The sequence below is a fragment of the Terriglobales bacterium genome, assembly GCA_035543055.1.
Taxonomy (GTDB): domain Bacteria; phylum Acidobacteriota; class Terriglobia; order Terriglobales; family Acidobacteriaceae; genus JAIQFD01.
This window is the reverse complement of record DATKKJ010000085.1, coordinates 1-22666: the sequence shown is the minus strand read 5'-3', so window position 1 is coordinate 22666 and position 22666 is coordinate 1. Positions and strand designations below refer to the sequence as shown.

Here is a 22666-nt window from a genome sequence, read left to right as displayed (position 1 = left end):
CGAGGTGATGAAGATCCTGACCATCTGGGGGACGGTGGCCCTGCCCCTGGTCATCATCACCGGCTTCTTCGGGATGAACCTGCACCTGCCTTGGCAGAACACCGCACACGGCGCCGTGTACGCTACCGGGATGATGGCGCTTTCGACGCTCCTGATCCTGCTCTATTTCAGGCGCAAGAAGTGGTTCTAGCGGCGGCGCGGGCCTTCGAGCCGCTACTTCTTCAGTTCGAGATCGATACTCGCCGACTTGCCCTTCTCCACCGTGACCGATTGGGTCTGAGACTGGTGTCCATCCATCGAAACCGTCACGCTGTACGTGCCGGGATCGACCACGATCTTGAAGGGCGTGGTCCTGGGAGCGGTCTCGCCGTTGATGGTCACGGTGGCGCCCTTGGGCTTGGTCTTCACCTGGAGCGCGCCCATGCCCTCGGGGATGCCGCCGCCGAAGAGCTTGCCGAACGGACTGCCGCCGCTGGTGCCCGACTTGAGCGTCTGCGAGACGTGGGCAGTTTCGCCCTCGCCCACCTTGGCCGGCACCGACGCGTCCACATAGCCCAGTTTGCGGAGTCCCACGGTGTGCTCGCCCTTGGGGACTTCGATCACGGCCGGGGTGTTCCTGCCGGTGGGCTTGCCGTCGAGCAGGATGCTGGCGCCACCGGGGTTGCTGCTCACCTCGATGCGCGAAGGTGCCGCGATGGTTCGCATGACTGTGGCCACGATCGCCTGGCTTCCCGCCGTGACCTCGACCGTCTTGGTCTCGGTGGCGAATCCCGCCTTGCTGATGACGACCTTGTGCTGGCCCGCACTCAGGTTGGGCGAATTGAAGGGCGTCACCCAGGCCGGTTCCGACCAGCCGTCAATCTCCACTTTGGCGCCCGGTGGGTTGGAGATGATGCGCACGGTGCCGTTGGCCGGGGCCGCCGGCTTCGGCGGCTCGGCGGCGGGAGCCGCGGCCGCGACCTCCGGCTTCGCCTTGCCGCGTGGCTTGGCCCCTTTCGCCGTCTCCGCGGGGGCCGTGGAACTGGCCCCTTCCCGCTCTTCGGGGGCTGATGTCGCCGCCGCTGCCGGCTGCGATTCCACCGGCTGGCCCGACGGCTGGCCAGGCGCCACTGCCGTCTCCGCCGGGGTCACGCCCGGCTTGTTCTTCTCGCTCTGATAAACGCCAATGCTGATCACCACCATGAGCAGCGCCAGGACACCGACCGCGACCAATAGCCATTGATTGGTCGTGAGCTGCGGCAGCGCCACTTTGGGGGCCGGCACGGTCGCCTTGGCCTCGGCCACAGCATGGGGTGGCGCCGGCTTGGCGGCGGGCACAGCGCCGGACGGCGCCGCGGGCTTGGCGGCAGGCACGGCACCGGACGGCGCCGCGGGCTTGGCGGCAGGTATTGCGGCGGACGAAACCACGTGCTTGACGCTGGCCGCGGCGCCAGCCAGCTCGCCAAGTTCGTGTGAGCCCGCCAGCTGGGTTTCATCTTCATGGACGGCGGGCGGACGCGCAGGGGCCGCTGCGGCAGCCGGCTTGGCTGCCGCTGTGGAAGCGGGCTGGACCGGCTTCGCCGGCGGAGCGGGCGGCTTGGCCGCAGCAGGCGGCGGTGGCGCAGCGGCCGGCGCGGGCTCGTGGGCGGCGTCGGCGTCCTGCGGTAGCGAGGCCGTGTCCACTCCGATGCTCTTGTAGTTGATGAGGTGGTGGACCAGGTCCGCGCCCTTCTGATAGCGCTGATCGGGATGCTTGGCTAGGGCGCGCTGGATCACCGCGCTCAGTCCCGGATGCACGCTCGAATCCAGGTCCTTGGGCGGGATGGGGTTCTCATGGACGATCTTGTAGATGATGGTGGTGACGGTCTGGCCGCTGAACGGCTTCTCCCCGGTCACCATCTCGTAGAGGATCACCCCGAAGCTCCACAGGTCGGAGCGCCCGTCCAGGGGACGTCCCTTGACCTGTTCCGGCGACATGTAGTTCGGCGTCCCCACCACCTGGCCGGCGGTGGTCAATTGCGTGCCCTCCGCCTTGGCGATGCCGAAATCCATGATCTTCGCCCGCCCGTCGGCCTCGATCATGATGTTGGCCGGCTTGATGTCGCGGTGGATGATCTTGTGGGAATGGGCGTAATCGAGCGCCGAGCAGATCTGCCGGGACAGGTCGAGCACCTGCTCGATGGGCACGATCCCCTCTTCGTTCAAGGTCTTCTGCAGGGTCGTGCCTTCGATGTACTCCATGGCGATGTAGAAGAGCCCATCATGCTCGCCGGCGTCGTAGATGGTGACGATATTGGAGTGGTTCAGGACCCCGGCGGCGCGCGCTTCGTTCTTGAAGCGCAGCAGCATCTCCTGGGCTTCCATGCCATGCACGTCCAGGCGCATGGTCTTGAGCGCCACCAGGCGCCCGATGTTGGGGTCCCGGGCCTTGTACACGACCCCCATCGCGCCCTTGCCGAGCTCGCCCAGGATCTCGTACCGGCCGATCTGCTGCGGCGATGATGGAGACGCCATGGCCATGATGACAGTACCGCTGCCGGGCCCTTTAGTAAGGGGATTGAGGGTCTTCTTGCTGGGGCGCAGAAGTTCCGGTGCGGCAGAAAATACAGCAACTTATTCCCCCAGTCAATGAAAGCATCCGTCTTGCCTTGCGTAACCCGAAGCCAGCGGCCAGGGGTGCGTGCAGGGAGGTGTGCCGGGTAGCCTGAGAGGAAATCGTGAATCCGCCGCGGCTTCGGGCCCATCGAAATGCGGAAGGAGCTGACGATATGGCAACCGCTGTTCGCGAACGCACCTTTCATACTTCCATCGACATTCCCGAGAAGAAGCGGCTGGAGTTGATCGACCTGCTGAATGCCCGCCTGGCCGATACCCTGGACCTGAAGACCCAGGCCAAGCAGGCCCACTGGAACGTCAAGGGCCGCGAATTCTTCCAATTGCACGAGCTGTTTGACTCCCTGGCTACCCATCTCGAAGGCCATTCCGACCTCATCGCCGAGCGTGTCACCGCGCTGGGCGGGACGGCCCTGGGCACCACCCGCATCGCCGCCGCAACCTCCACCATCCCCGAGTATGACCTGGACGCGGTGAAGGGCGAAGAGCATGTGCGCGCGCTGGTGCAGCGACTGGCCAAGGTGGCCGCCGCCGCACGCAAGGCTATCGAGCGCGCCTCCGAACTCGGCGACCAGGGTACCGCCGACCTGTTCACTGAGATCGTGCGCGACGCCGACAAGGACCTATGGTTCCTGGAGGCGCACCTGCAGGGCTGAGCTGGACGCTCGGTAGAGACGCCTGTCAGGGCATCTCCCCTCTTTTCTTTGCGTCGGTGCCCAGAAAGACGCCCTTACGGGCGTCTCTACCAGAGATCACTTCACTTCACACGCTTCGCGAATTCCTCATAGCCCTTGCGCCCCAGCAGCCCGTAGGTCAGCTTCTTGCCCAGCTCCACGCCGGGCTGGTCGAAGGCATCCACGCCGTAGAGCTCCCCGGCGAAGGCGGTCTGGAATTCGAGCGTCTGGAAGAATGCGCCGACGGTATATTCATCCACGACGGGCAGGGTCCAGCGGCAGTTGGGACGCCCAGCCTCGGTGAGCGCGGCCTCGGTGGCGCGCATCTCGGCGTGGAAGAGCTCGGACAGTTTCTTGCCGCCGAGGTACCCGCAGGAATCGAACTTGGCGAAGGCGCGCGGGATCCTCACGTCGGCGCGCGGCTTCTTCACCGCCCAGAAAGTGATCATCTTGTCGCGCGGCCCTTCCATGTAGAGCTGCGACTGCGAGTGCTGGTCAGTGACACCCAGCGCCGCCACCGGCGTCTGCCCGGTCTCCACGACCTCACCTTTGCGGTTCACGCGCTTGCCCAGGCTTTCGGCCCAGAGCTGGCGGTACCAGAAGGCCGCGCCCCAGAGATACGAGGAATAGGCGTAGACGACTTCGATCGCCTTGCCGCGCTTGGTGTGCAGAGCGTGGTGCACCGCCGCCGACGTCAAGGCGAGGTTGTGATCGAAGTCGCGCGACCAGGCGAGCAGGTTGGCGTCGCCAGCGCCGCGCATCAGCTTGCCGATGTCGAGGCCAATGAGCGCCGCGGGCAGCAGCCCCACTGGGGTGAACACGCTGAAGCGCCCGCCGACATTGCCGGGAACGAAGAACAGCGGGTACCGCTCCTGTTTGGCGATGGCCAGCAGGTCGCCTTTCTGGGCGTCGGTGACGGCTACGATGCGCGCGCGCGTGCGCTTGCCCAGCGCTTTCTCCATCCACTCGCGAACGATCAGGAAGGTGGACAGCGACTCCGCCGTCGAACCCGATTTGGCGATCACGCAGGCGAGTGTCCGCTTGGGGTTCACCCGCTGCAGCGCGGCGGCGATGAAGCCGGGATCGACGTTATCGAGCACGACCAGGCGCGGGCGCGGCTCGCGCCGCTTGCCCTTCACGCCCGGCGCGATCTGGACGGGATGGGGGCCGCGCAGGGCCGCGTCGAGGGCGTACGCTCCCAGAGCCGAGCCGCCGATGCCGACCACGAGCACGTCGTCCACCTCGCCGCGCGTGTCGGCGGCGAATTCGGAGACGGCGCGGATGGTGGTGCGGTCGTCGGGCAGGTTGGGAAAGCCGATCTCGCCGGAATCGACGCGCTTGCGGAAGGCGTCGAGCGCCGCCAGGGCCGCCGCCTGGTCGAGGTCGCCGGGATGCAGCCCCTCCGCCCCCACCACCGATTCCGTCGCGTTCTGATAGGAGAATTGCAGAGCAGCTTTCATGGCTGGACTCCGTAGGAATGCGGGGGGAAGTGTAATCGAGCAGGTCGCTGGTCGCCAGCCCGAGCCCAGCGTCTGTCAGGCCGTGCAAGAAAGGGCCCAGACGTTGACACGCCTTGGCCCGGGGCATATCGTTCCTGGCTCCGCATACAGCTAGCACAGTCAAGGAGGCCCAGCATGAGAACGCCTAACGCAGCATTCGCCGCCGTCCTGGTGGTCGCCAGCCTAGCCGGAACGCTTGCCATCCACGGCCAGAGCGCTCCCCAGGCCCCGGCCGTGAAGAGGAACATTCTTCTGAAGCAGGACATGAAGACCCCGGGGTATGAGGCGGTGATGGCCGCCGTCGAGTTGCCTCCCGGCTCGGCTGAAGGGAAGCACACCCATCCGGCGGAGGTGTACGTGTTCGTGCAGGAAGGCACCATTCTGCTCGAGCTCGCGGGCAAGCCCGACGCGACCCTCAAGGCCGGCGATATCTTCTATGTCGCTCCTGGCCAGGTCCACCAGGCGATCAACAAAGGACAGGGCACCGCCAGGCTGGCTGCCGTGTTCGTCGCGGAAAAGGGCAAACCACTGACCACCAAGGCAGAGTAGCCCCAAGGCGAAGGTGGAAGTGCTCTTCGCCCTGGAATGAGAGTCGTTGGATGGGCATCGTTCTCGGAGGGGTAAGCCAGTTGCTGGCAATCACTGCTGTGGTCGCGATCCTGCTGGCCGTCATCCTCCTGGCGACCCGAAAGTGAGGAGGGGTAGCGGCCCCTCGACTTCTACTCGGGATGACACGGCCAAGCTGGCGACTGGCGACCGGCTGCTGGCGACTGCTCAGTAGCTGCGCTGGGTCAGGTAGGTGCGGGTGATCTTGTCGTGCCAGCACAGGCCGTCGGGGTCAAAGAGCGCCCAGATGAAGCCAAATCCCACCGAAATGCACGACAGGGCCAGGGCCAGGGCGCGGTTGCGCCGCTGCTCGATGGTGACCCGCTTCCCTTCGAAGGTGCTCAGGCGGAGGTTCGCCAGGCCCATGCCGGGAGTACCGCTCCCGTGCACCAGGAACAAGTAGTGATACACCGCCCAGAAAAAGCTGGGGATGACTGAGGCCAGGGCCAGGGCCATGCGCGTGTGGGGCACGCTCTCCGCCATCTGCACGAAGATGGCGGCGAACAGGCCGGCGGCGGTCAGCACCAGGAAAGCGTCCACCAGCCCGGCGAAGATACGCAGGCCGCGCGCCGCCACCCGCAGGTGCATGGGTTCCAGCTCCACCTCGACCGCGTGCTCCTCCAGGGTGATGGGGGCCAGCGACACGCCGCCAAACTCCGGCGGGGCCACGGCCTCGGGAGGCGCTTCCAGGATGCGCGGGGTCTCAATGATGGGCTCGGCCAGTTCCTCGGCTATGACCTCGGCCGAGCGCGGGAACTCGATGACCTTGGGTTCGGAGACCACCGGCGCCGGCATGGTGACAACGGTGCTCGACTCCTCCCATCCTGGCTTTGCGGGGACGGCGAGCGTGCTGTCGGCCTGGAGGGGCGCCGCGGGCGCGTCGAAGTCGAAGCTCAGCACCGAGCTGGGATCGGGACGGCGGCGGCCGCGCTTGGCGCGAAAGGCGTCCACGCGCGAGGCCACTTCCTCGCGCCACGGGGAATCGCAGGCATCACGGTGGTCGGGCAGTGAGCTGACTTCGGGCGGTGCGTCCAGGCTGGCCAGGAACTGCTGCTCGGAGTCGGTGAACCGGTCAGGGTCGATGAGGACGGCGACATGACTGCCCGACTTGGCAGCCGGATCGACTTGCGAGCAGGTGCAGCGCTCTCCGCACAGGGGACAAGCCATGGTTCGGTTTGTGAGACGGCCAGAGCGGCGGGAAAGCTGCTTTGCGCCAGAGGGTGCGGCGTGCTAACTTCGACCGCTCCCCATGTTTTCCCGCAACTGCTTAAGTATCACGGCACTTATCTTTTGTCATGTGCTTCTGGCGACCCCGGTAGTTACTAGCCAGTTGCCGCCGGATGCTCCCACCAGCCAGGCGCAGCAGAACCTCGCCAGCACGGAATTCACCTCCAACCGTCCGGGCGAGCCGGTCACCATCAAGGCCCGGGAGCAGGAGAAGGACGGCGACGTCTTCAAGTTGAAGGGCGACGTGGAGATAGACTTCCGCGACCTGGTCTTCCGCGCCGACGAGATCACCTACGACTCCAAGAGCGGGCAGGTGACCGCCACTGGGCACCTGGTGCTGGACGGCGGGCCGCATGACGAGCACATCGAAGCCAGCCACGGCGAGTACAACGTGAAGACCCAGACCGGCAAGTTCTGGGACGTGGTGGGCACCACCGGCGCCCGCTTCCGCGGCAAGAACGTAACCCTCACCTCGTCGAATCCCTTCGCCTTCACCGGCAAGGTGGTGGAGAAGGTCTCGCCTGAGCGCTACGTCATCGAGCACGGCTCGGTGACCTCCTGCGAGCTGCCCAAGCCCAAGTGGACGTTCAACGCGGGAAAGATCGTGGTGGACGTCGGGGGCACAGCCAAGCTGTACAGCAGCAACTTCCGGGTGAAAGGCGTGCCCATCCTTTACCTGCCCTATGCGCAACATCCGGTGGAGAAGCTGGGACGGCAGAGCGGGTTCCTGATCCCGGTGATCGGGACCTCGTCGGTCAAAGGCTTCCTGCTGGGCGAGTCGTTCTACTGGGCCATCAACCGCAGCATGGACGCCACCATCGGCGGGGAGTACATGAGCCGCCGCGGGTGGGGCCAGACCGGGGAGTTCCGCGCCCGGCCCAGCGACAACTCCTTCGTGGACCTGAAGTACTTCGGGGTCTTCGACCGCGGGATCTCCAATGGCGTGACGGTGCAGGACCAGGGCGGGCAGGACGTCCATCTGAACGCCGAAGCCCTGCTTCCCGGCGGCTTCCGGGGCGTGGCCTCGGTGGAGTACCTGAGCTCGTTCGTCTTCCGGCTGGCCTTCACCGACTCCTTCCGCGAGACGGTGAACTCCGAGGTCAAGTCGGCGGTCTTCCTGTCCAAGACCTACGACGGCTATTCGTTCAACTTGCGTGCCGGGCGCTACCTGAACTTCCAAAGCACGGAGAACAACGATTACGTAGCCATCCTGCACCTGCCGACGCTGGACGTGAGCTCGGTGGACCGCAAGCTGGCGTCCACGCCGCTGTACTGGGGCTTCGACGCCGCGGCGGAAGGGGTCTCGCGCAAGGAGCCGGGCTTCGTCAGCGGATCCGTGGGCCGGCTCGACGTGCATCCGCGGATCGCGCTGCCGCTGTTCCTTAGCGGCTGGACGTTGCGGCCCGAGCTGGCGGCGCGCGAGACCTACTATTCGGAGCAGTTGCAGACGTCGGGGATGGTCCTGGTCCCCGTGCCCGACGACTTCAACCGCCGCGCCCTAGAGACGTCGGTGGAGATCCGTCCGCCGACCCTGGGGCGGATCTTCGAAAAGCCCCGCTGGGGACGCAAGATCAAGCACACCATCGAGCCGCGCATGGTCTATCGCTATACCACCGGGGTGGAGAATTTTCCGGCGATCATCCGCTTCGACAGCCGCGACATCCTGAGCAACACCAACGAGATCGAGTACGGGATCACCCAGCGGCTGTATGCCAAGCGGATGTCGGGCGAGGAGTGCCCGGCCACGGCGCCCCAGCCCCAGGCGCTGATGCCCTTGCCGTCGAAGACGGAGCCGGGAAAGCAGGCTCCGCCACCGCCACCGGCCGAGTGCTCCACGGAAGCTCGCGAGATCGTCACCTGGGAGCTGGCGCAGAAGTACTTCTTCGATCCCACATTCGGCGGAGCGGTGGTGAACGGCAAGCGCAACGTGTTCACCACCACGGCGGCGTTCGCCGGGATCGCGTTCCTGACCGAGCCGATGCGCTTCGCGCCCCTGGTATCGCGGCTGCGGATCCGCACCTCACCCAACGTGGACGCGCAGTGGGAATTCGATTACGACACGGTGCGGGGCCGGGTGAATGCCAGCACTGCACTGGTCCAGTACCGGCTCGGGGATTACTTCATCGGGGGCAGCCATGCCTTCCTGCTGGCGCCGGGGGAGATCTTCACCTCGCCCATCCCGACGCCGCTGCCCGCGCCCGACCGGTTCAGCCAGTTCCGCGTGCTCACCGGATACGGGAATCCCGGCAAGCGCGGCATCAGCGCCGCCGCCAACTTCGGCTTCGACGCCAATTTCAACTTCCTGCAATACGCCGCCTTCCAGACCAGCTACAACTGGGACTGCTGCGGGCTGTCCATGGAATACCGCCGGTTCGCGCTGGGCTCGGTGCGCAACGAGAATCAGTACCGCTTCGCGTTCACCCTGGCGAATGTGGGGACCTTCGGGAACCTCAAGCGGCAGGAAAGGATCTTCTGAGGCAAGTAGTCAGTACTCAGTACACAGCAAGACCGGTTTGAACTGGGTACTGAGTACCGAGTACTGAGTACTTCTCCGTTTACAATCTTGCGGATGACTCTAGAAGAGAAACGCGGGTTATTGGAGCAGCGCCTGCGCGGGCTGGGGCGGTTGCTGGTCGCCTATTCCGGCGGGGTGGACTCGGCCTATCTGGCTTGGGCGGCGCACCGGGCGCTGGGACGGGACATGCGGGCGATCGTCGCCGATTCGCCGTCGCTGGCGCGCACTCACCTGCAGGACGCGATGGCGTTCGCCGCGGAGCATGGCATCCCGCTGGAGGTCCTGAGCACCGCCGAAGTGGAGCGGCCGGAGTACGCGCGCAACGACGCCGCCCGGTGCTACTACTGCAAGGACGAGCTGTTCGAGGTGATGGAGCAATACCGCGCCACCCACGGCTTCGATGCCATCGCGTACGGCGTCAATCTCGACGACCAGGGGGATTTTCGCCCTGGCCAGGAGGCGGCCCGGCAGCATCAGGTAGCGGCGCCGTTGCTGGAAGCGGGACTGAGCAAAGCTGAGATCCGGGACTTGGCGCGCGCGGCGGGGTTGCGGGTCTGGGACAAACCGGCGTCGGCCTGCCTGTCGTCACGGATCGAGTACGGCCGCAAGGTCACGCGCGAGGTGCTGGCGGTGGTCGAGCACGGCGAAGACGAGCTGCGCGCGCTAGGCTTCCGGCAGTTCCGCGTCCGCCACCACGGGGAGACGGTGCGTCTGGAGATCGCACCGGAAGAGATGGCGCGGGCGCTGACTCCCGCGATGGTGTCAGCTTTCACACGTATCTTCAAAGCGCTAGGCTACACCTATGTGACCCTCGATCTTGAGGGCTTCCGGTCGGGCTCGATGAACGCGGTGCTGCCGGCGAGCACACTGGCACGCAAGCGCTAGGTCACGCCGCACGTGCGGCCAGCTTCCACATGCGATAATTGTTGCCTGCCCCTATGGAAGGTGGAACCCCTGTGTCCTTGCTGAAGCGGCCGCTGTGGCTGGTCGTCCTGTTTTGCCTGGGATGCGCAGCCCAGCCGGCACAAAACCCCACGGCCGACCTGAACAAGCGCATCGAGCGCCAGGTCCGGGCTCATTACAACATTCCCGACAGCGTCGCCATCAGCATCGGCGAACGCAAGCCCAGCGAATTCCCCGGATACGAGCAGATCCAGGTGATCTTCACCCAGGGCGCGAACCGGACACCGAATGACTTCCTGCTGTCGCAGGACGGGAAGACCCTGATCCGCATGACCAAGTTCGACCTGCAGAGCGACCCTTACGCCGAGACCATGAAGAAGATCTCGTTGGCGGGCCGTCCGGTGCGGGGGACGCGCGGCGCCAAGGTATCGGTGGTGGTGTACGACGACTTCCAGTGTCCCTACTGCGCGCGCATGCACCGGACTTTGTTCGGGCAGATCTTCAACGACTACAAGGACAGCATCCAGGTCATCTACAAGGATTACCCCCTGTTTGCCATCCACCCGTGGGCGGGACGCGCGGCCAACGACGCCAACTGCCTGGCCGAGCTCAGCAACGAAGCCTTCTGGGATTTCGCGGACGCCGTCCACTTCGATCCCAATCAGATCGGAGGCACGCGCGACAAGCCGCGCGGCCTGCCGGAACAGATGGCGGCCCTGGACATTCTCGCCTTCCAGGCGGGAGCCAAGCGCGGGGTGGACGCGGGCAAGCTGCAGGCGTGCATCAAGGCGCAATCCGACAAGGCGATGCGGGACTCGGTGCGCGAGGCCGACGCCCTGGATGTCTCCGCCACCCCCACGCTCTTCATCAACGGCAGGCGGGTGGACGGTGTCATGGACGCGTCGGAGCTGCGCGCAACCTTGAACGCCGCGCTGCGCGACGCGGGGCTGCCGGTCCCGGCGCCTCCGAAGCCGGCCGCCCCAGCCTCTCCGCCGGCGGCCGCTCCGGGGAATAAGTGATGCGCTCCGGCCGACGGGTTCGTTACAATCGAAGATTCGCAGCACGCGCAGTAGCGTGCTCTAGATGCGGAGGGTCCACCGTTTGAGATCGTGCTCGAAACGCCTTCTGGTAGGGATGGCGCTGGCTGCCATGCTGGCGCTGGCCGGGTGTGGCTCCAAGGAGACCGGCGCCGACGTCATGGCCGAGGTGAACGGGAAGAAGATCACCCGCGACGATGTGGAGCGGTACTACAAGAACCAGACCGCGGGGTCGAACCAGCCTCTCACCGGCGAACAGTCCACCATCCTGCGGCTGAACATCCTGAAGGGGCTGATCGAGGACGAGATCATGCTGCAGCGCGCCCAGAAACTGGGGTTGCTGGCCACCGACGAGGAAGTGGACAGCAAGCTGGCGGAGATCAAGGCCCCTTACACCCAGGAAGAGTTCGACCGGCGGCTGAAGGAACGCTCCATCACGGTGGACGACTTCAAGCGCGAGCTGCGCCGCAGCCTGACCAGGGACAAGGTCCTCAACAAGGAGATCAAGTCCAAGATCTCGATCTCCGACGCCGACGTCAGCAAGTACTATAACGAGCACAAGGCCGAGTTCAACCTGATCGAGCCGCAATATCACCTGGCGCAGATCACCGTCTTCAACCAGCCGACACCGGACGCCACCGGGGAGCACAAGGCCACCAACGACGCTGAGGCCCGCAAAAAGGTCCAGACCATCCTCAACCGGCTGGAGAGCGGAGAGGATTTCGGGTCGGTGGCCATGCGCTACTCCGAAGACCCCAACACCTCGGGCAATGGTGGAGACGTGGGGTTCATCCCCGAATCCAGCATCAACCGCGACCCCCAGACGAAGGAATACGTCAGCAAGCTGAAAGCCGGGCAGGTCAGCGGCATCCTGCCGGTGTACGACGCCGTCCACAAGGTGATGGGCTACCGCATCGTCAAGCTGATCGCCAAGGAGCCGGCGGGCCAGCGCGACCTGAGCGATCCGCGGGTGCAGCAGGCCATCCGGGAACAGCTGCGCGGCCGGCGTGAGCAACTGCTGATGGCCGCGTACTATGAGACGCTGCGCGACGAAGCCAAGGTCGAGAACTACTACGCCGACGAGATCGTCAAAGGCGCGGGCAAGTGACGCCGCTTAGCGGGGTGTCTGAGCCCCGCTGGCGTCATCCTGAGGGCGTCTTCGCCCGAAGGATCTCCGAGCCCGCAGCGGTCATCCTGAGGGCCTTTCTTGGGTCCCGAAGGATCTGGCAGGGCGCCTGAGCCCCGCCGCCGTCATCCTGAGGGCGTCTTCGCCCGAAGGACTATTCTGAAAGGCTATTCGACGATGGCCAGGGCTTCGCCGGCGTTGACCGCGGCGCCTTCGGCGGCCAGCACCTGCTGCACCACGCCCTTTTTCGGCGACTTGATCTCGTTCTGCATCTTCATCGCCTCGACCACCACCAAGCCCTGTCCCGCCTCGACCTCCTGGCCTTTCTGCACCAGCACGCGGACCACCTTGCCGGGCATGGGGGAAACCAGCTTCCTGGGGCCGGTCGTGTCGCCACCGGCGGCCTTGCGGGCGCGGAACGAACGCGGGTCGCGCACCTCGGTCTCGTAGCGGGCGAGCCCGACCACCATGTGCGTGTCGGAGGGGCCGACGGCGCGCTTGATCTCGTAGGAATGGCCGCCGATGAGCAGCGAGAGCACGTCGTGCGCCGTCATCTGAGCGTCAATCTCGACCGGCTTGCCGTCCAGCTTGCATTCGAGGCGGCCGTCCACACGGGCCAGTTCCACCTTGTGCGCCTTGCCGTCGACCACGACTTCGTAGGTCATCGGCTCCCTCGCAGCGCCTCGTGGCGCGCCGCGCGCTTCCAAGCAGCCTCCGGCCGCGCCGGCGAGGCGCCATTGGCGCCGGCCCCGTTGGTGGCCACCGGGTCGGTGAAGGCGAACAACGCAGCCGCGATGGCGGCGATGCCCGCATCGCCGTCGCGGACGGCGTGCTGTTCCGCTGTCTTCTTGTCCCCGTTCAGCAGGCGATCGAGGAAGCCGGTGTCGATCTTCCCGGCGATGAAATCGGGCTCGCGCAATACGCGCCGGAACAGGCCGAGGTTGGTCTTGATGCCGCCGATGAAGTACTCCTGCAACGCGCGCTGCAGGCGGGCGATGCACTCGTTCCGCGTCGGGGCGTAGCCGATCACCTTGGCCAGCAGAGGATCGTAGTCCACCGGTACGACGAAACCTTCGTACATACCGCTGTCGCGGCGGATCCCCGGCCCGGAAGGCTGCAGCAGGCGCGTGATCTTGCCGGGAGAGGGCATGAAGTTGTTGTCCGGGTCCTCGGCGTACACCCGGCATTCGATGGCATGCCCGCGAATGCTGACGTCCTCCTGTTGCAGGGGCAGCTTCTCGCCGTTGGCGACGTGCATCTGCAGGTGCACCAGGTCGAGGCCGGTGACGAACTCGGTGACCGGGTGCTCCACCTGCAGCCGGGTGTTCATCTCCAGGAAGTAAAAACTCTTCTTGTCGTCCACCAGGAACTCGACCGTGCCGGCGTTGAAGTAGCCGGCGGCCTTGCCCACCTTCACCGCCGTCTCGCCCATGCGCCGGCGCATGTCGGGGTCCACGATGGCCGAGGGGGCCTCCTCGACCACCTTCTGGTGGCGGCGCTGCACCGAGCACTCGCGCTCGCCCAGGTAGATCAGGTTCCCGTGCTGGTCGCCCAGGATCTGGATCTCGATGTGTCGCGGGTTCTCGATCAGCTTCTCGATATAGACCTCGTCATCCTTGAAGGAGCGCAGGGCCTCGCTGCGGGCGGCATCGTATGCGGAACGGAGCTCGGGCTCGCTGAAGACGCGGCGCATGCCCTTGCCGCCGCCGCCGGCCGCGGCCTTGATCATGACCGGGTAGCCGATTTCGCGGGCCACGTGCAGGGCGTCGCCGAAGGCCGGCAGGCCCCTGGCCGAGCCGGGGACGAACGGCACGCCGGCTTTCTCCATGGCCACGCGGGCCCGGGTCTTGGAACCCATCAGGCGCATGGATTCCGCCGAAGGGCCGATGAAGATCAGCCCGGCATCCTTGCACACCTGGGCGAAGTCGGCGTTCTCGGAGAGGAACCCGTATCCGGGATGGATGGCCTGGGCGCCACTCCTCCTGGCGACATCCAGCAGCTTGTCCACGTTCAGGTAGGACTGGGCGGCGGGGGCGGGGCCGATATGGTAGGCCTCGTCGGCCTTGCGCACGTGCAGGGCGGTGCGGTCCACGTCGGAGAAGACCGCGACCGACTGGATGCCGAGCTCGCGGCAGGCGCGGATGACCCGCACCGCGATCTCGCCGCGGTTGGCGATGAGGACCTTCTTGAACATGGAAAGCCATCGCGAAGGCCGCCCCACAGCCCAAGGGCCGGGGGCGACACCCGCAGAAACGCAAATTGTACTGCAACTGGGACGAGTGGGTGTGACACAGGACACAGGTGTCTGTGCCAGATGAACAGCGGGCGCGATGCGTTCCACGCAAACACGAAAGCCTCTCCCGGAGGAGAGGCCCGCGTTCTGAGGGGGATCGGGCTACTTCGAAGGCTGCTCCAGGACGATGCCTCCGGGGGTGGCCGCCTTCTCCGCCTTGGCCTTCTTGGTGGCCATGGTCCTGGCGACCCACTCGTCGGCCGTCTTCAGGTCGGCCTGGCGCTGCTCCGGCTCTTCGCACTCCAGGTCCGCCTTCTCCCGGAAGAGCAGGTTCATGTAGGCCATGGCGTCGTCGTAGTCAGGACGAAGCTGCAGGGCCTTGCTCAGGTTGTCGATGCCCTCCTGGATGTTGTTCCAGTTCTTCTCCTTGAGGGCGGCGCAGACTTTCTTGTCCTTCAGCGACTCGTCGGGCTTCAATCCCAGCTTGGCGCGCTCTTCCATGCGCGGCGCGTAACACTGGGTCCAGTCGATGACCCCGATGGAGTAATACGTCTCGGGATCGTTGGGATCGAGCTGCTTGGCCTTGTTGTGGTACTCCTTGGCCTGCTCGAACTTCTTCATCTGGAAATAGAGAGCGGCGATCCCCTTCACACTGTTGACGTTCTTCGGGTCCCTTTCCAGGACCTTCTTGAACTCCTCGATGGCTTGCTCGGCCATGCGGTTGTTGTCGGGGGTATCGGCGCCGGGGATGTACTGCTGGGCGTAGGCGGTCGCCAGGTAGAGACGGGCGTTGATGAGATTGGGGTCGAGGGCGACGGCATTCTTGAAACGCTCGATGGCCTCCTCGAACTTGGCGTTCTTGTAGGCCTGGACACCCTTGTTGAGCTGGTCGCGGGCGCGCAGCTTGTTGCAGCCGGCCGCCGCCAGCAGCATTGCCGACAGGGCGAGCACGGCCATCAGCTTCGCCACCCACCACCGCAGGTGGATTCTCTTGCTTCTGTTCATGAGTGCTTGCATCTCCTTGCCAGGTGCCTCGGCGCCCGCGGCGGCTCGTTGCCTGCGACCGCCGCTGGGCCCGCCTGGCGGTATGAAAACCTGCCCGGTGCAGCCCACTCTGTCGCCCCAGACCGAACGACAACGGTGGGCGCCCGAATCTATTGCCCCTGCTCGATCTTGGCCGTGATGAGGCCGACCTTGTCCACGCCGGCGGCGTGGGCGATGTCGATGACCTGGGCCACGTCGGCGAACTGCAGTTCGGTGTCGCCCTTGACGAACATCACCTTCTCGGCGCGGGTCTTGTAGATGTCCTCAAGTCGACCCTGGATGTTCTCCCAAGTGACGTCATCCTGGTTGATCTTGAGCGCCGGCCGCTCGCCGCCGGGCAGATGGATGACCTGGACCACCACCGTGCGGTCGGTCGGCTCGTTCTTGGGGGCGTTAGGGGGCGGAGGCTGGGGCACCAGGGCATCGAGGCCCTTGGGGGTCAGCGGCGTGATCACCATGAAGATGATCAGCAGCACCAGCAGCACGTCGATCAGCGGCGTAACGTTGATGTCCGCGGAGGGGCCGCCTTTCCCACCGCCCGTAGTCATTGCCATGCGAATACCCTCGTCATTTCTGCGTCGTGTCGCCGCCGGCAGGCTTGTCGCCGCCCGCGGGCTTGGCGCCGCCGCCGGCCGGAGAGGAGGACAGCGGAGCGAACGAGCCGGACTTGCGTTGTTCGGTGAGCAGGCCGAGCTGGTCCACGCCCGCGGAACGGACGTTGTCCACGACCTCGACCACGTTGCCATAGCGGGCGCGTGCGTCCGCCTTGATGAAGACGCGCTTGTCGGTGCGATTGGCCAGCCGCTCTTTCATCTTGTTGGTGAGCTGGTCGGGCACGATCTGGTCGGTACCGAAGAAGACCTTGCCGTCGCGGTTGATCGCAACCAGCAGGGCGTCTTCCTTGTCGGCGTCCGGCATCGCCACCGGGTTATTGGTGCGCGCCAGGTCCACGCTGACACCCTTCTGCAACATGGGCGTGATCACCATGAAGATGATCAGCAGCACCAGCATCACGTCCACCATGGGGGTGACGTTGATGTTGGAATTGACCTTGCTGCCTTCGTCTCGCTTTGCTAGTGCCATAGATTTCAGACTCCTGCGAAGCCACCGCGCGACCCATGCGGCACGGGCGGGTCGCCCCCGTGCCCCCAGCCTGCGTCGCGCGCCGCGCCGGGACTACCGGCGGATCGCGTTGCGGCGCTTCAGGAAGTAATCGATCAGCTCGCTGGAGCTGTTGTCCATCTCGACGTCGAACGCCTCCACCTTATTGGTGAAGTAGTTGAACATCATGACCGCGGGGATGGCGACGAACAGCCCGAAGGCGGTGGTCACCAGCGCTTCCGAGATACCGCCGGCCACGGCGCCCAGTCCGGTCGCCTTCTGGCTGGAGATCTCGCGGAACGCGTTGAGGATGCCGACCACGGTACCGAACAGTCCCACGAAGGGGGCAGTGGAGCCGATGGTGGCCAGGCCGCCCAGACCGCGCTTCAGCTCGGCGTGCACGATGGCCTCGGCGCGCTCCAGGGCGCGGCGGCTGGCCTCGATGTCCTCGCCCGGGATCTCGTTGGACTCGGAGTGGGCCTTGAATTCCTGCAGGCCGGCGGTGACTACCTTGGCCAGGTGGCTCTTCTTGTTGCGCTCGGCCACGCGGATGGCCTCGTCAATCTTGCCCTCACGCAGCGCGCCGGCCACGGCCGGTGCGAAGGAGCGCGACTGCTTGCGGGCCGCGCTGAAGGCGATCCAGCGGTCGATCATGACTCCGATCGACCAGGCCGACATGATGAACAGGATGACGACCACGGCCTTGGCCATCCACCCCATCTGTTTCCAGAGCGAGACCGGGTCCCAGCCCACCTGCGCTTCCTGGAACATCCAGAGAGCGAAGGTGGGGTAATTGGCGAGTGCTACCGCTGACAGGCTAGTGAAAAGCATGGGTTGATCCTTTCCTCCTCAGAACTTCGAACTTGTGCGGAAATTGCGGATCCGCGAATGTCGACCGTCACTGTTGCTTCGATGAGATCGGGACAACTACCAGGGACCGGGAGCTACCCGCGGCCGCCCGCTCACGATGTTAGCCGCCTAACGTAAAGTTCACCTGGATCGTGGTTTCCACCTCGACCGGTTCCCCGTTCAGGAAATAGGGCTTGTAGCGCCACTGCTTGACTGCTTCCACCGCGGCCGGAATAAGCATTGGATGCCCGCTCACGGCGCGAAGGTTTTCGACCACTCCGGCCTTGCTGATGACCGCCTGCAGGATCACCTGGCCCTGGATGCGGGCGTTCTTGGCGATCTGCGGATAGACCGGTTGCACCTTGTTGATCAGGTTGCCGGCCTGGACGCCGGAGGAGACGCGCACCCGCTGCGGGGTCGCCACCTTGGGCACAGCCACCATGGTCGAGCTGATGATGCCGCCGATGACTCCTCCCATCTGGCCGCCGGGAACGCCGCCGGGCACGCCGCCCACCACGCCGCCCATCGATGCCGACGGCGGAGGCGTCTCTTCTTCCTTGATCATGGCGACCTTCTCGGGGATCTTGGTGGGGGTCCGGAGCTGGCCATTCATCAGGTCGCTCTGGATCACCTTCACGGCCTTGATCGGCACTTCGGCCGGAGGCGGCGGAGGCGGCGGAGGCGGCGGAGGCGCCACCAGGAATGTCATCAGTTGCTGTTTGGGCAGGGCTTCGGTGTAGATGAGCGGGATCAGGATCATTACCCCGAGGACGAACACCTGGATGACGCACGACAAGGCGGTCGTCCAAGCCTTGCGCTTGCTCCTCAACCTGCCGCCGGATTCCAAAAGGCTGTCTTCAAACATGGCCTTCTCCCATGGGCGTACTCGTAATCAGTTAGACACCGCGGAAGCGGTTTTTGCTCCCGGGCTGTCCTGTCCCGGCCTAGCCAGAGCAGGGCTGTTTCCCTGCAACTAGCCTTCCGGGGAACCAAGGGAACCTGGACTCGGAGTGGGCTAGGCCTTCGCCCGGACCTTCTCGCGCCGGTTATTCTCGTTCGCGGCCACTACCCGCCGTCCAGAGCGTGCCGCACGCCACTCCTGATATGCGACCACCATTGGGGCTGCTACCGCGATCGACGAATACGTACCGATCAGAATGCCGACTACCAGGGCAAAGGAAAACCCGTGTAATACTTCGCCCCCAAAGAGGTACAACGAGAGCACCGTCAGGAACGTGAGGCCGGAGGTCAGGATGGTCCGGCTCAGGGTCTGATTGATGCTTTTATTGACAATGTCCGGGAGGCGCTCGCGCCGGAGCAGCTTCACGTTCTCCCGCATGCGATCGTAAATGACGATGGTGTCGTTCATGGAATAGCCCACCAGGGTCAAAATCGCGGCGATAACAGTAAGGGTTATCTCCTTATTTAGCAAGGAGAAAGCGCCGACCGTGATGAGCGTATCGTGGAAGCAAGCTACCACCGCCCCCACCCCGTAGATCCATTCAAAGCGGAAGGCCAGGTAAACCAACATCCCGGCCAGGGAGTAGAGGGTGGCCAGCACCGCCTGGCGCTGCAGCTGCTTGCCCACCTGGGGCCCGACTATCTCCACATTGCGCACGGCAAAGTCGGAGACAAAGAAATCCTGCTGCAAGGCCGAAAGCGCCGCCGGCTCCACCTTGCCCCGGAGTTCGTCCAGGGAGGCAATCGCCCCTCCCCGGTCCTTGTCACGATAAGTGACGATCGCCTGGGCCACCGCGGCGTAGCGCTGTTCGGCGTCGGTGCCGGCTCGGAGCGGGTCCTTGGAGAGCAGGTACTGCTGCAGGGAGCTCTGGCCGGTGTTGTTCAGGTCCTGCTTGCCTTCCTGGGTGTTGGTTTCCAGGGCCTTGATGATGTCGTTCTTGCCCTTATCGAGGACCTGCTCACTGGTCTCCTTCAGCTCCAGGCTGATGATCACCTCGTTGTTGGCCGGGGGACCGTAGCGCTGGATGCGGGCATTCCTCAGCCCCGCCCGGTCCAGGGTGGCGCGGATGGCGTCGGGATTCGGGGTCTGCGTGAACTTGACGTAAACCAGGGTGCCGCCGCGAAAGTCCACGCCCAGCGGAATGCCGTGCCAGAAAAACATCGAAAGCAGGCCGGCGATGCTGAAGATGAGGGAGAACCCGAGGAAGTACCACTTTTTCCCCAGGAAGTCGATGTTCGTGTTCCTAAAGAGTTCCACTGAAACCTCTAAACCCTTCTCTCGGTAGGGACGCCCGTCAGGGCGTCTCCTGAGACGGCCTCACGGCCGTCTCTACTGCTAAATGCTCAGCGCCTCGCCGCGCTGGTGCCGGGTCAGGACCCAATCGAAGATCACGCGCGAGACGAACACCGCGGTGAACAGGTTGGCCAGCAGGCCGAAGGTCAGCGTGACCGCGAACCCGCGCACTGGACCGGTACCGAAGATAAACAGGATGAACGCCGACACGATGGTGGTGACGTGGGTGTCGATGATGGTCAGCCAGGCCCGGCCAAAGCCCTGGTCCACCGCCGAAGGCGCCGTCTTGCCATTGCGCAGCTCCTCGCGGATGCGCTCGAAGATCAGCACGTTGGAATCCACGCCCATGCCGATGGTCAGGATGACGCCCGCGATGCCCGGCAGGGTCAGGGTGGCGCCGCTGAAACCCAGGAACCCGACCAGGATGATCAGGTTCATCAGCAAGGCCAGGTCGGCATTGATGCCCGCCCCCTTGTAATAGAGCAGCATGAAGACCATGACCGCGCCCATGCCGATGATGGCGGCCAGGATGCCGTGGCGGATCGAATCCAGCCCCAGCGAGGGGCCGACGGTGCGCTCTTCCAGGTAGCGGATGGAAGCCGGCAGCGCGCCCGAGCGCAGCACCATGCCCAGGTCCTTGGCCTGCTGCTCAGTGAAGGCGCCGACGATGCGGCCTTCGTCGTGGATCTGGTTCTCGATGCGGGCCACTTCCATGACCTTGTTGTCGAGCACCACCGCCAGGGAATCGCCCACGTGGGCGCCGGTGAAGTTGGCGAAGCGCCGCCCGCCCTCTCCGGTCAGCAGGAAGGTGACGTCGGGGCGCCCGTTCTCATCGCGGCTGGGCTTGGCGTCGCGCAGGTCGCGCCCGGTCACCGCCGAGCTGCGGGAGATGACATAAAACTCGTCCCTGGCAACGCCTTCCTGGTTGCGTGCGCCGATGCTCCGGCCCTTCATCAGGATGGTGTCGGGCGGGAGGACGCCGTTGTTGGCCTGCAACGCCTCCTGCTCGCTGGCGTAGGGACCGCCAAAGGACTGCCGGATCTCCAGCATGGCGGTGGACTGCATAATCTCTTTTACCCGCGCGGGGTCGTCCACCCCCGGCAGCTGCACCAGGATCTGATACTCGCCCAGGCCATGCTCCTGGATGACCGGCTCGCTGACCCCAAGCTGGTCGATGCGGTTGCGGATGGTCTCGATGGCCTGCTTGACGGCGCGGTCCTTCAGCTCAGCCAGCTGGCTCGGCTTCAGACTCAGCGTCCAGGAGTTCTCCGCCCCGGAAGCCAAGTTGTACTCGGGGAGGCGGTCCTGCACGACGCTGCGCAGGTCGCCGCCGGACTCCGGAGCCACGCCTTTGATCTGGATGCGGTCGGGCTGGACGGCCGGGTCAGGCTTGAAGATGTCGCTGTAATTGACATTGCGGGCCCGCATCTCCTCCTTCAGACGTTCGATGGCGTGGTCGGAGTCGGCGTTCACCGCGTCGCTGACCATCACCTGGAGGATCAGGTGGGTGCCGCCCTTCAGGTCGAGGCCCAGGTGGATGCGGTCCTGCACCGCCGTTGCCAGGGCGGAACCGGAGAAGCCCTTGGGGACGCCCAAGATGCCGAACAGGAACACCAGCATCACGGCGATGATGAAGACTGCTTTGATCGCGAGATTCTTCTGCATGAAACCCGTTACCCTGCCCGACTGAAGTGTGGCGGCGCCGTCTGGGCGCGCCCGCGTCTACTTCGATTCTTTGCCTTCCTCCGCGCCGACCGACATCACCGCCGCCTTGGCCACTTGGATGCGCAGGTTATCGGGAGGAACGCGGAGCTGGACGTAATCGTCGCCCACGGAAAAGATGCGGCCCTGGATGCCGCCGCTGGTGGTGACGAAATCGCCCGCCTTGAGCTCGTTGATCATCCCCTGCCACTTCTTCTGCCGCTTCTGCTGGGGGAGGATGAGGAGGAAATAGAAGATGCCGAAGATGAACAGCAGCGGTAGGGCCAGCGCGGCAAAGCTTCCGCCCTGCCCGCCCTGTGCCTGCATGAGGGAACCCAGTAACTCCATCGAACGCGCGCTGCGTCGCGGGTGGCCGCCGACGCGATTATCCTTTCGAAGTGACCTTGCCGCGGGATTGTCCTGCCAGGCCGGCGTCCCCTTGGGGTTCAATCCGGGGAGTTCAGGCTTCGCGTACGGACGCCAGAAAGAAATCCAGCTAAGTCCCCAAGCCTTATAGAATGCCGCAGCCTGCGCATGGTGTCAAGGTAGAAGGCCAGGTTGTGGACGCTGTTCAGCACCGCAGCCAGCAGCTCGCGCGAGGCGAACAGGTGGCGGAGATAGGCGCGGGAATGGCGGGCACAGACGCGGCACGAGCAAGCAGGATCGAGCGGCCCCTGGTCCTCGGCATAACGCGCCTGCTTGATGTTGATCGGCCCCTCCGAGGTGTAGAGCAGGCCGTGGCGGGCGGCGCGGGTGGGCTGCACGCAATCCATCATGTCCACGCCCATCAGCGCGTACTGCACGATCTCCTCCGGCGTGCCCACGCCCATGAGATAGCGTGGCCCGTCCTGCGGCAGGTGGGGCAGCGTGCCCTCGACCATCTCCGCGGTCTTGCTGCGGCTCTCGCCCACACTCAGGCCGCCGATGGCGTATCCGGGAAAGCCGGCCTCGACGGTCCGTTGCGCGGACTCCCGCCGCAGTTCCGGATACATGCCGCCCTGGATGATTCCGAACAAAGACTGGGTCGCTAGTCGCTGGTCGCTAGTCGCTGGCCAGGGGACTTCGTGCTTGTGCGCCTCGAAGTAGATCTGGGAGCGTTTAGCCCAGCGCAGGGTCATTTCCATGGAGTCGCGGGCGCGCTCCGCAGGCGCGGGGTGCTCGGTACACTCGTCGAAGGCCATGATGATGTCCGCACCCAGATCGATCTGCGCCTGGGTGGCCGTTTCCGGCGACAGGAAGAGCGACGAGCCGTCCAGGTGCGAGCGGAACGAGACGCCCTCTTCCGTGACTTTGCGCAGGTCGGAG

Annotated in this window: 21 protein-coding genes; 7 read left to right on the top strand and 14 right to left on the bottom strand. The window is 65.2% G+C overall.

The annotated features are described in order from the left end of the window. Nucleotides 1-190, top strand: a 190-nt coding sequence (locus VMS96_06795) for a CorA family divalent cation transporter (GenBank protein ID HVP43122.1), incomplete at its 5' end; no start/stop codon positions are given. A gap of 23 nt (nucleotides 191-213) precedes the next feature. On the opposite strand, the gene VMS96_06790 is transcribed toward VMS96_06795, so the two are convergent. Further along, nucleotides 214-2499, bottom strand: a complete 2286-nt coding sequence (locus tag VMS96_06790) for a serine/threonine-protein kinase (GenBank protein ID HVP43121.1) — start codon at nucleotides 2497-2499, stop codon at nucleotides 214-216. Between the two features lie 248 nt (nucleotides 2500-2747). On the opposite strand from VMS96_06790, the gene dps reads away from it, so the two are divergent. Beyond that, the gene (dps, locus tag VMS96_06785) at nucleotides 2748-3248 is read left to right on the top strand and encodes a DNA starvation/stationary phase protection protein Dps (GenBank protein HVP43120.1); all 501 of its coding nucleotides are present in this window, start codon (nucleotides 2748-2750) and stop codon (nucleotides 3246-3248) included. Nucleotides 3249-3349: 101 nt separating this feature from the next. Here the strand turns inward: dps and VMS96_06780 are convergent, their stop codons facing one another. Beyond that, the gene (locus VMS96_06780; GenBank protein HVP43119.1) at nucleotides 3350-4726 is read right to left on the bottom strand and encodes a glucose-6-phosphate isomerase; all 1377 of its coding nucleotides are present in this window, start codon (nucleotides 4724-4726) and stop codon (nucleotides 3350-3352) included. Between the two features lie 174 nt (nucleotides 4727-4900). On the opposite strand from VMS96_06780, the gene VMS96_06775 reads away from it, so the two are divergent. Next, nucleotides 4901-5314: a cupin domain-containing protein gene (locus VMS96_06775; GenBank protein ID HVP43118.1), complete on the top strand. Its 414-nt coding sequence runs from the start codon at nucleotides 4901-4903 to the stop codon at nucleotides 5312-5314. Nucleotides 5315-5539: 225 nt separating this feature from the next. Here the strand turns inward: VMS96_06775 and VMS96_06770 are convergent, their stop codons facing one another. After that, nucleotides 5540-6538 (bottom strand): RDD family protein, encoded by a 999-nt coding sequence (locus tag VMS96_06770; protein ID HVP43117.1) that lies wholly within the window; start codon nucleotides 6536-6538, stop codon nucleotides 5540-5542. Between the two features lie 130 nt (nucleotides 6539-6668). Here VMS96_06770 and lptD point away from each other — a divergent pair, with 130 nt between their 5' ends. The 4 genes from lptD to VMS96_06750 all read left to right on the top strand — a co-directional run bounded on the left by lptD (nucleotide 6669) and on the right by VMS96_06750 (nucleotide 12161). After that, on the top strand, nucleotides 6669-9074 hold the full coding sequence (gene lptD, locus VMS96_06765) for an LPS assembly protein LptD (protein ID HVP43116.1): 2406 nt from the start codon (nucleotides 6669-6671) through the stop codon (nucleotides 9072-9074). A gap of 93 nt (nucleotides 9075-9167) precedes the next feature. After that, nucleotides 9168-9998 carry an ATP-dependent sacrificial sulfur transferase LarE gene (larE, locus tag VMS96_06760; protein HVP43115.1) on the top strand — a complete coding sequence of 277 codons (831 nt, stop codon included), beginning with the start codon at nucleotides 9168-9170 and terminating at the stop codon, nucleotides 9996-9998. Nucleotides 9999-10069: 71 nt separating this feature from the next. Continuing rightward, nucleotides 10070-11035: a thioredoxin domain-containing protein gene (locus tag VMS96_06755; GenBank protein HVP43114.1), complete on the top strand. Its 966-nt coding sequence runs from the start codon at nucleotides 10070-10072 to the stop codon at nucleotides 11033-11035. 64 nt (nucleotides 11036-11099) lie between these two features. Beyond that, on the top strand, nucleotides 11100-12161 hold the full coding sequence (locus tag VMS96_06750) for a SurA N-terminal domain-containing protein (protein ID HVP43113.1): 1062 nt from the start codon (nucleotides 11100-11102) through the stop codon (nucleotides 12159-12161). 185 nt (nucleotides 12162-12346) lie between these two features. Here the strand turns inward: VMS96_06750 and VMS96_06745 are convergent, their stop codons facing one another. The 11 genes from VMS96_06745 to tgt form a co-directional block, all read right to left on the bottom strand. Then, nucleotides 12347-12844 carry a biotin/lipoyl-containing protein gene (locus VMS96_06745; GenBank protein HVP43112.1) on the bottom strand — a complete coding sequence of 166 codons (498 nt, stop codon included), beginning with the start codon at nucleotides 12842-12844 and terminating at the stop codon, nucleotides 12347-12349. After that, the gene (gene accC, locus VMS96_06740) at nucleotides 12841-14373 is read right to left on the bottom strand and encodes an acetyl-CoA carboxylase biotin carboxylase subunit (GenBank protein HVP43111.1); all 1533 of its coding nucleotides are present in this window, start codon (nucleotides 14371-14373) and stop codon (nucleotides 12841-12843) included. The genes VMS96_06745 and accC overlap by 4 nt, the downstream gene beginning before the upstream one ends. A gap of 201 nt (nucleotides 14374-14574) precedes the next feature. Further along, the gene (locus tag VMS96_06735) at nucleotides 14575-15417 is read right to left on the bottom strand and encodes a tetratricopeptide repeat protein (GenBank protein HVP43110.1); all 843 of its coding nucleotides are present in this window, start codon (nucleotides 15415-15417) and stop codon (nucleotides 14575-14577) included. A 149-nt stretch (nucleotides 15418-15566) separates the two neighbouring features. Next, nucleotides 15567-16010 (bottom strand): biopolymer transporter ExbD, encoded by a 444-nt coding sequence (locus tag VMS96_06730; GenBank protein ID HVP43109.1) that lies wholly within the window; start codon nucleotides 16008-16010, stop codon nucleotides 15567-15569. Nucleotides 16011-16023: 13 nt separating this feature from the next. Beyond that, nucleotides 16024-16539 (bottom strand): ExbD/TolR family protein, encoded by a 516-nt coding sequence (locus VMS96_06725; protein HVP43108.1) that lies wholly within the window; start codon nucleotides 16537-16539, stop codon nucleotides 16024-16026. A 93-nt stretch (nucleotides 16540-16632) separates the two neighbouring features. After that, nucleotides 16633-17388, bottom strand: coding sequence for a MotA/TolQ/ExbB proton channel family protein (locus tag VMS96_06720; GenBank protein HVP43107.1), 756 nt, complete (start codon nucleotides 17386-17388; stop codon nucleotides 16633-16635). A 139-nt stretch (nucleotides 17389-17527) separates the two neighbouring features. Continuing rightward, entirely contained in the window at nucleotides 17528-18271 is a 744-nt protein-coding gene (locus VMS96_06715) for a TonB family protein (protein HVP43106.1), read from the bottom strand. A 150-nt stretch (nucleotides 18272-18421) separates the two neighbouring features. After that, nucleotides 18422-19624 (bottom strand): protein translocase subunit SecF, encoded by a 1203-nt coding sequence (gene secF / locus VMS96_06710; GenBank protein HVP43105.1) that lies wholly within the window; start codon nucleotides 19622-19624, stop codon nucleotides 18422-18424. A 78-nt stretch (nucleotides 19625-19702) separates the two neighbouring features. Beyond that, nucleotides 19703-21325, bottom strand: coding sequence for a protein translocase subunit SecD (gene secD / locus VMS96_06705; GenBank protein HVP43104.1), 1623 nt, complete (start codon nucleotides 21323-21325; stop codon nucleotides 19703-19705). Between the two features lie 57 nt (nucleotides 21326-21382). Next, nucleotides 21383-21688 (bottom strand): preprotein translocase subunit YajC, encoded by a 306-nt coding sequence (gene yajC / locus VMS96_06700; GenBank protein HVP43103.1) that lies wholly within the window; start codon nucleotides 21686-21688, stop codon nucleotides 21383-21385. A 119-nt stretch (nucleotides 21689-21807) separates the two neighbouring features. Then, on the bottom strand, nucleotides 21808-22666 hold an 859-nt coding region (tgt, locus tag VMS96_06695; GenBank protein HVP43102.1), incomplete at its 5' end, for a tRNA guanosine(34) transglycosylase Tgt.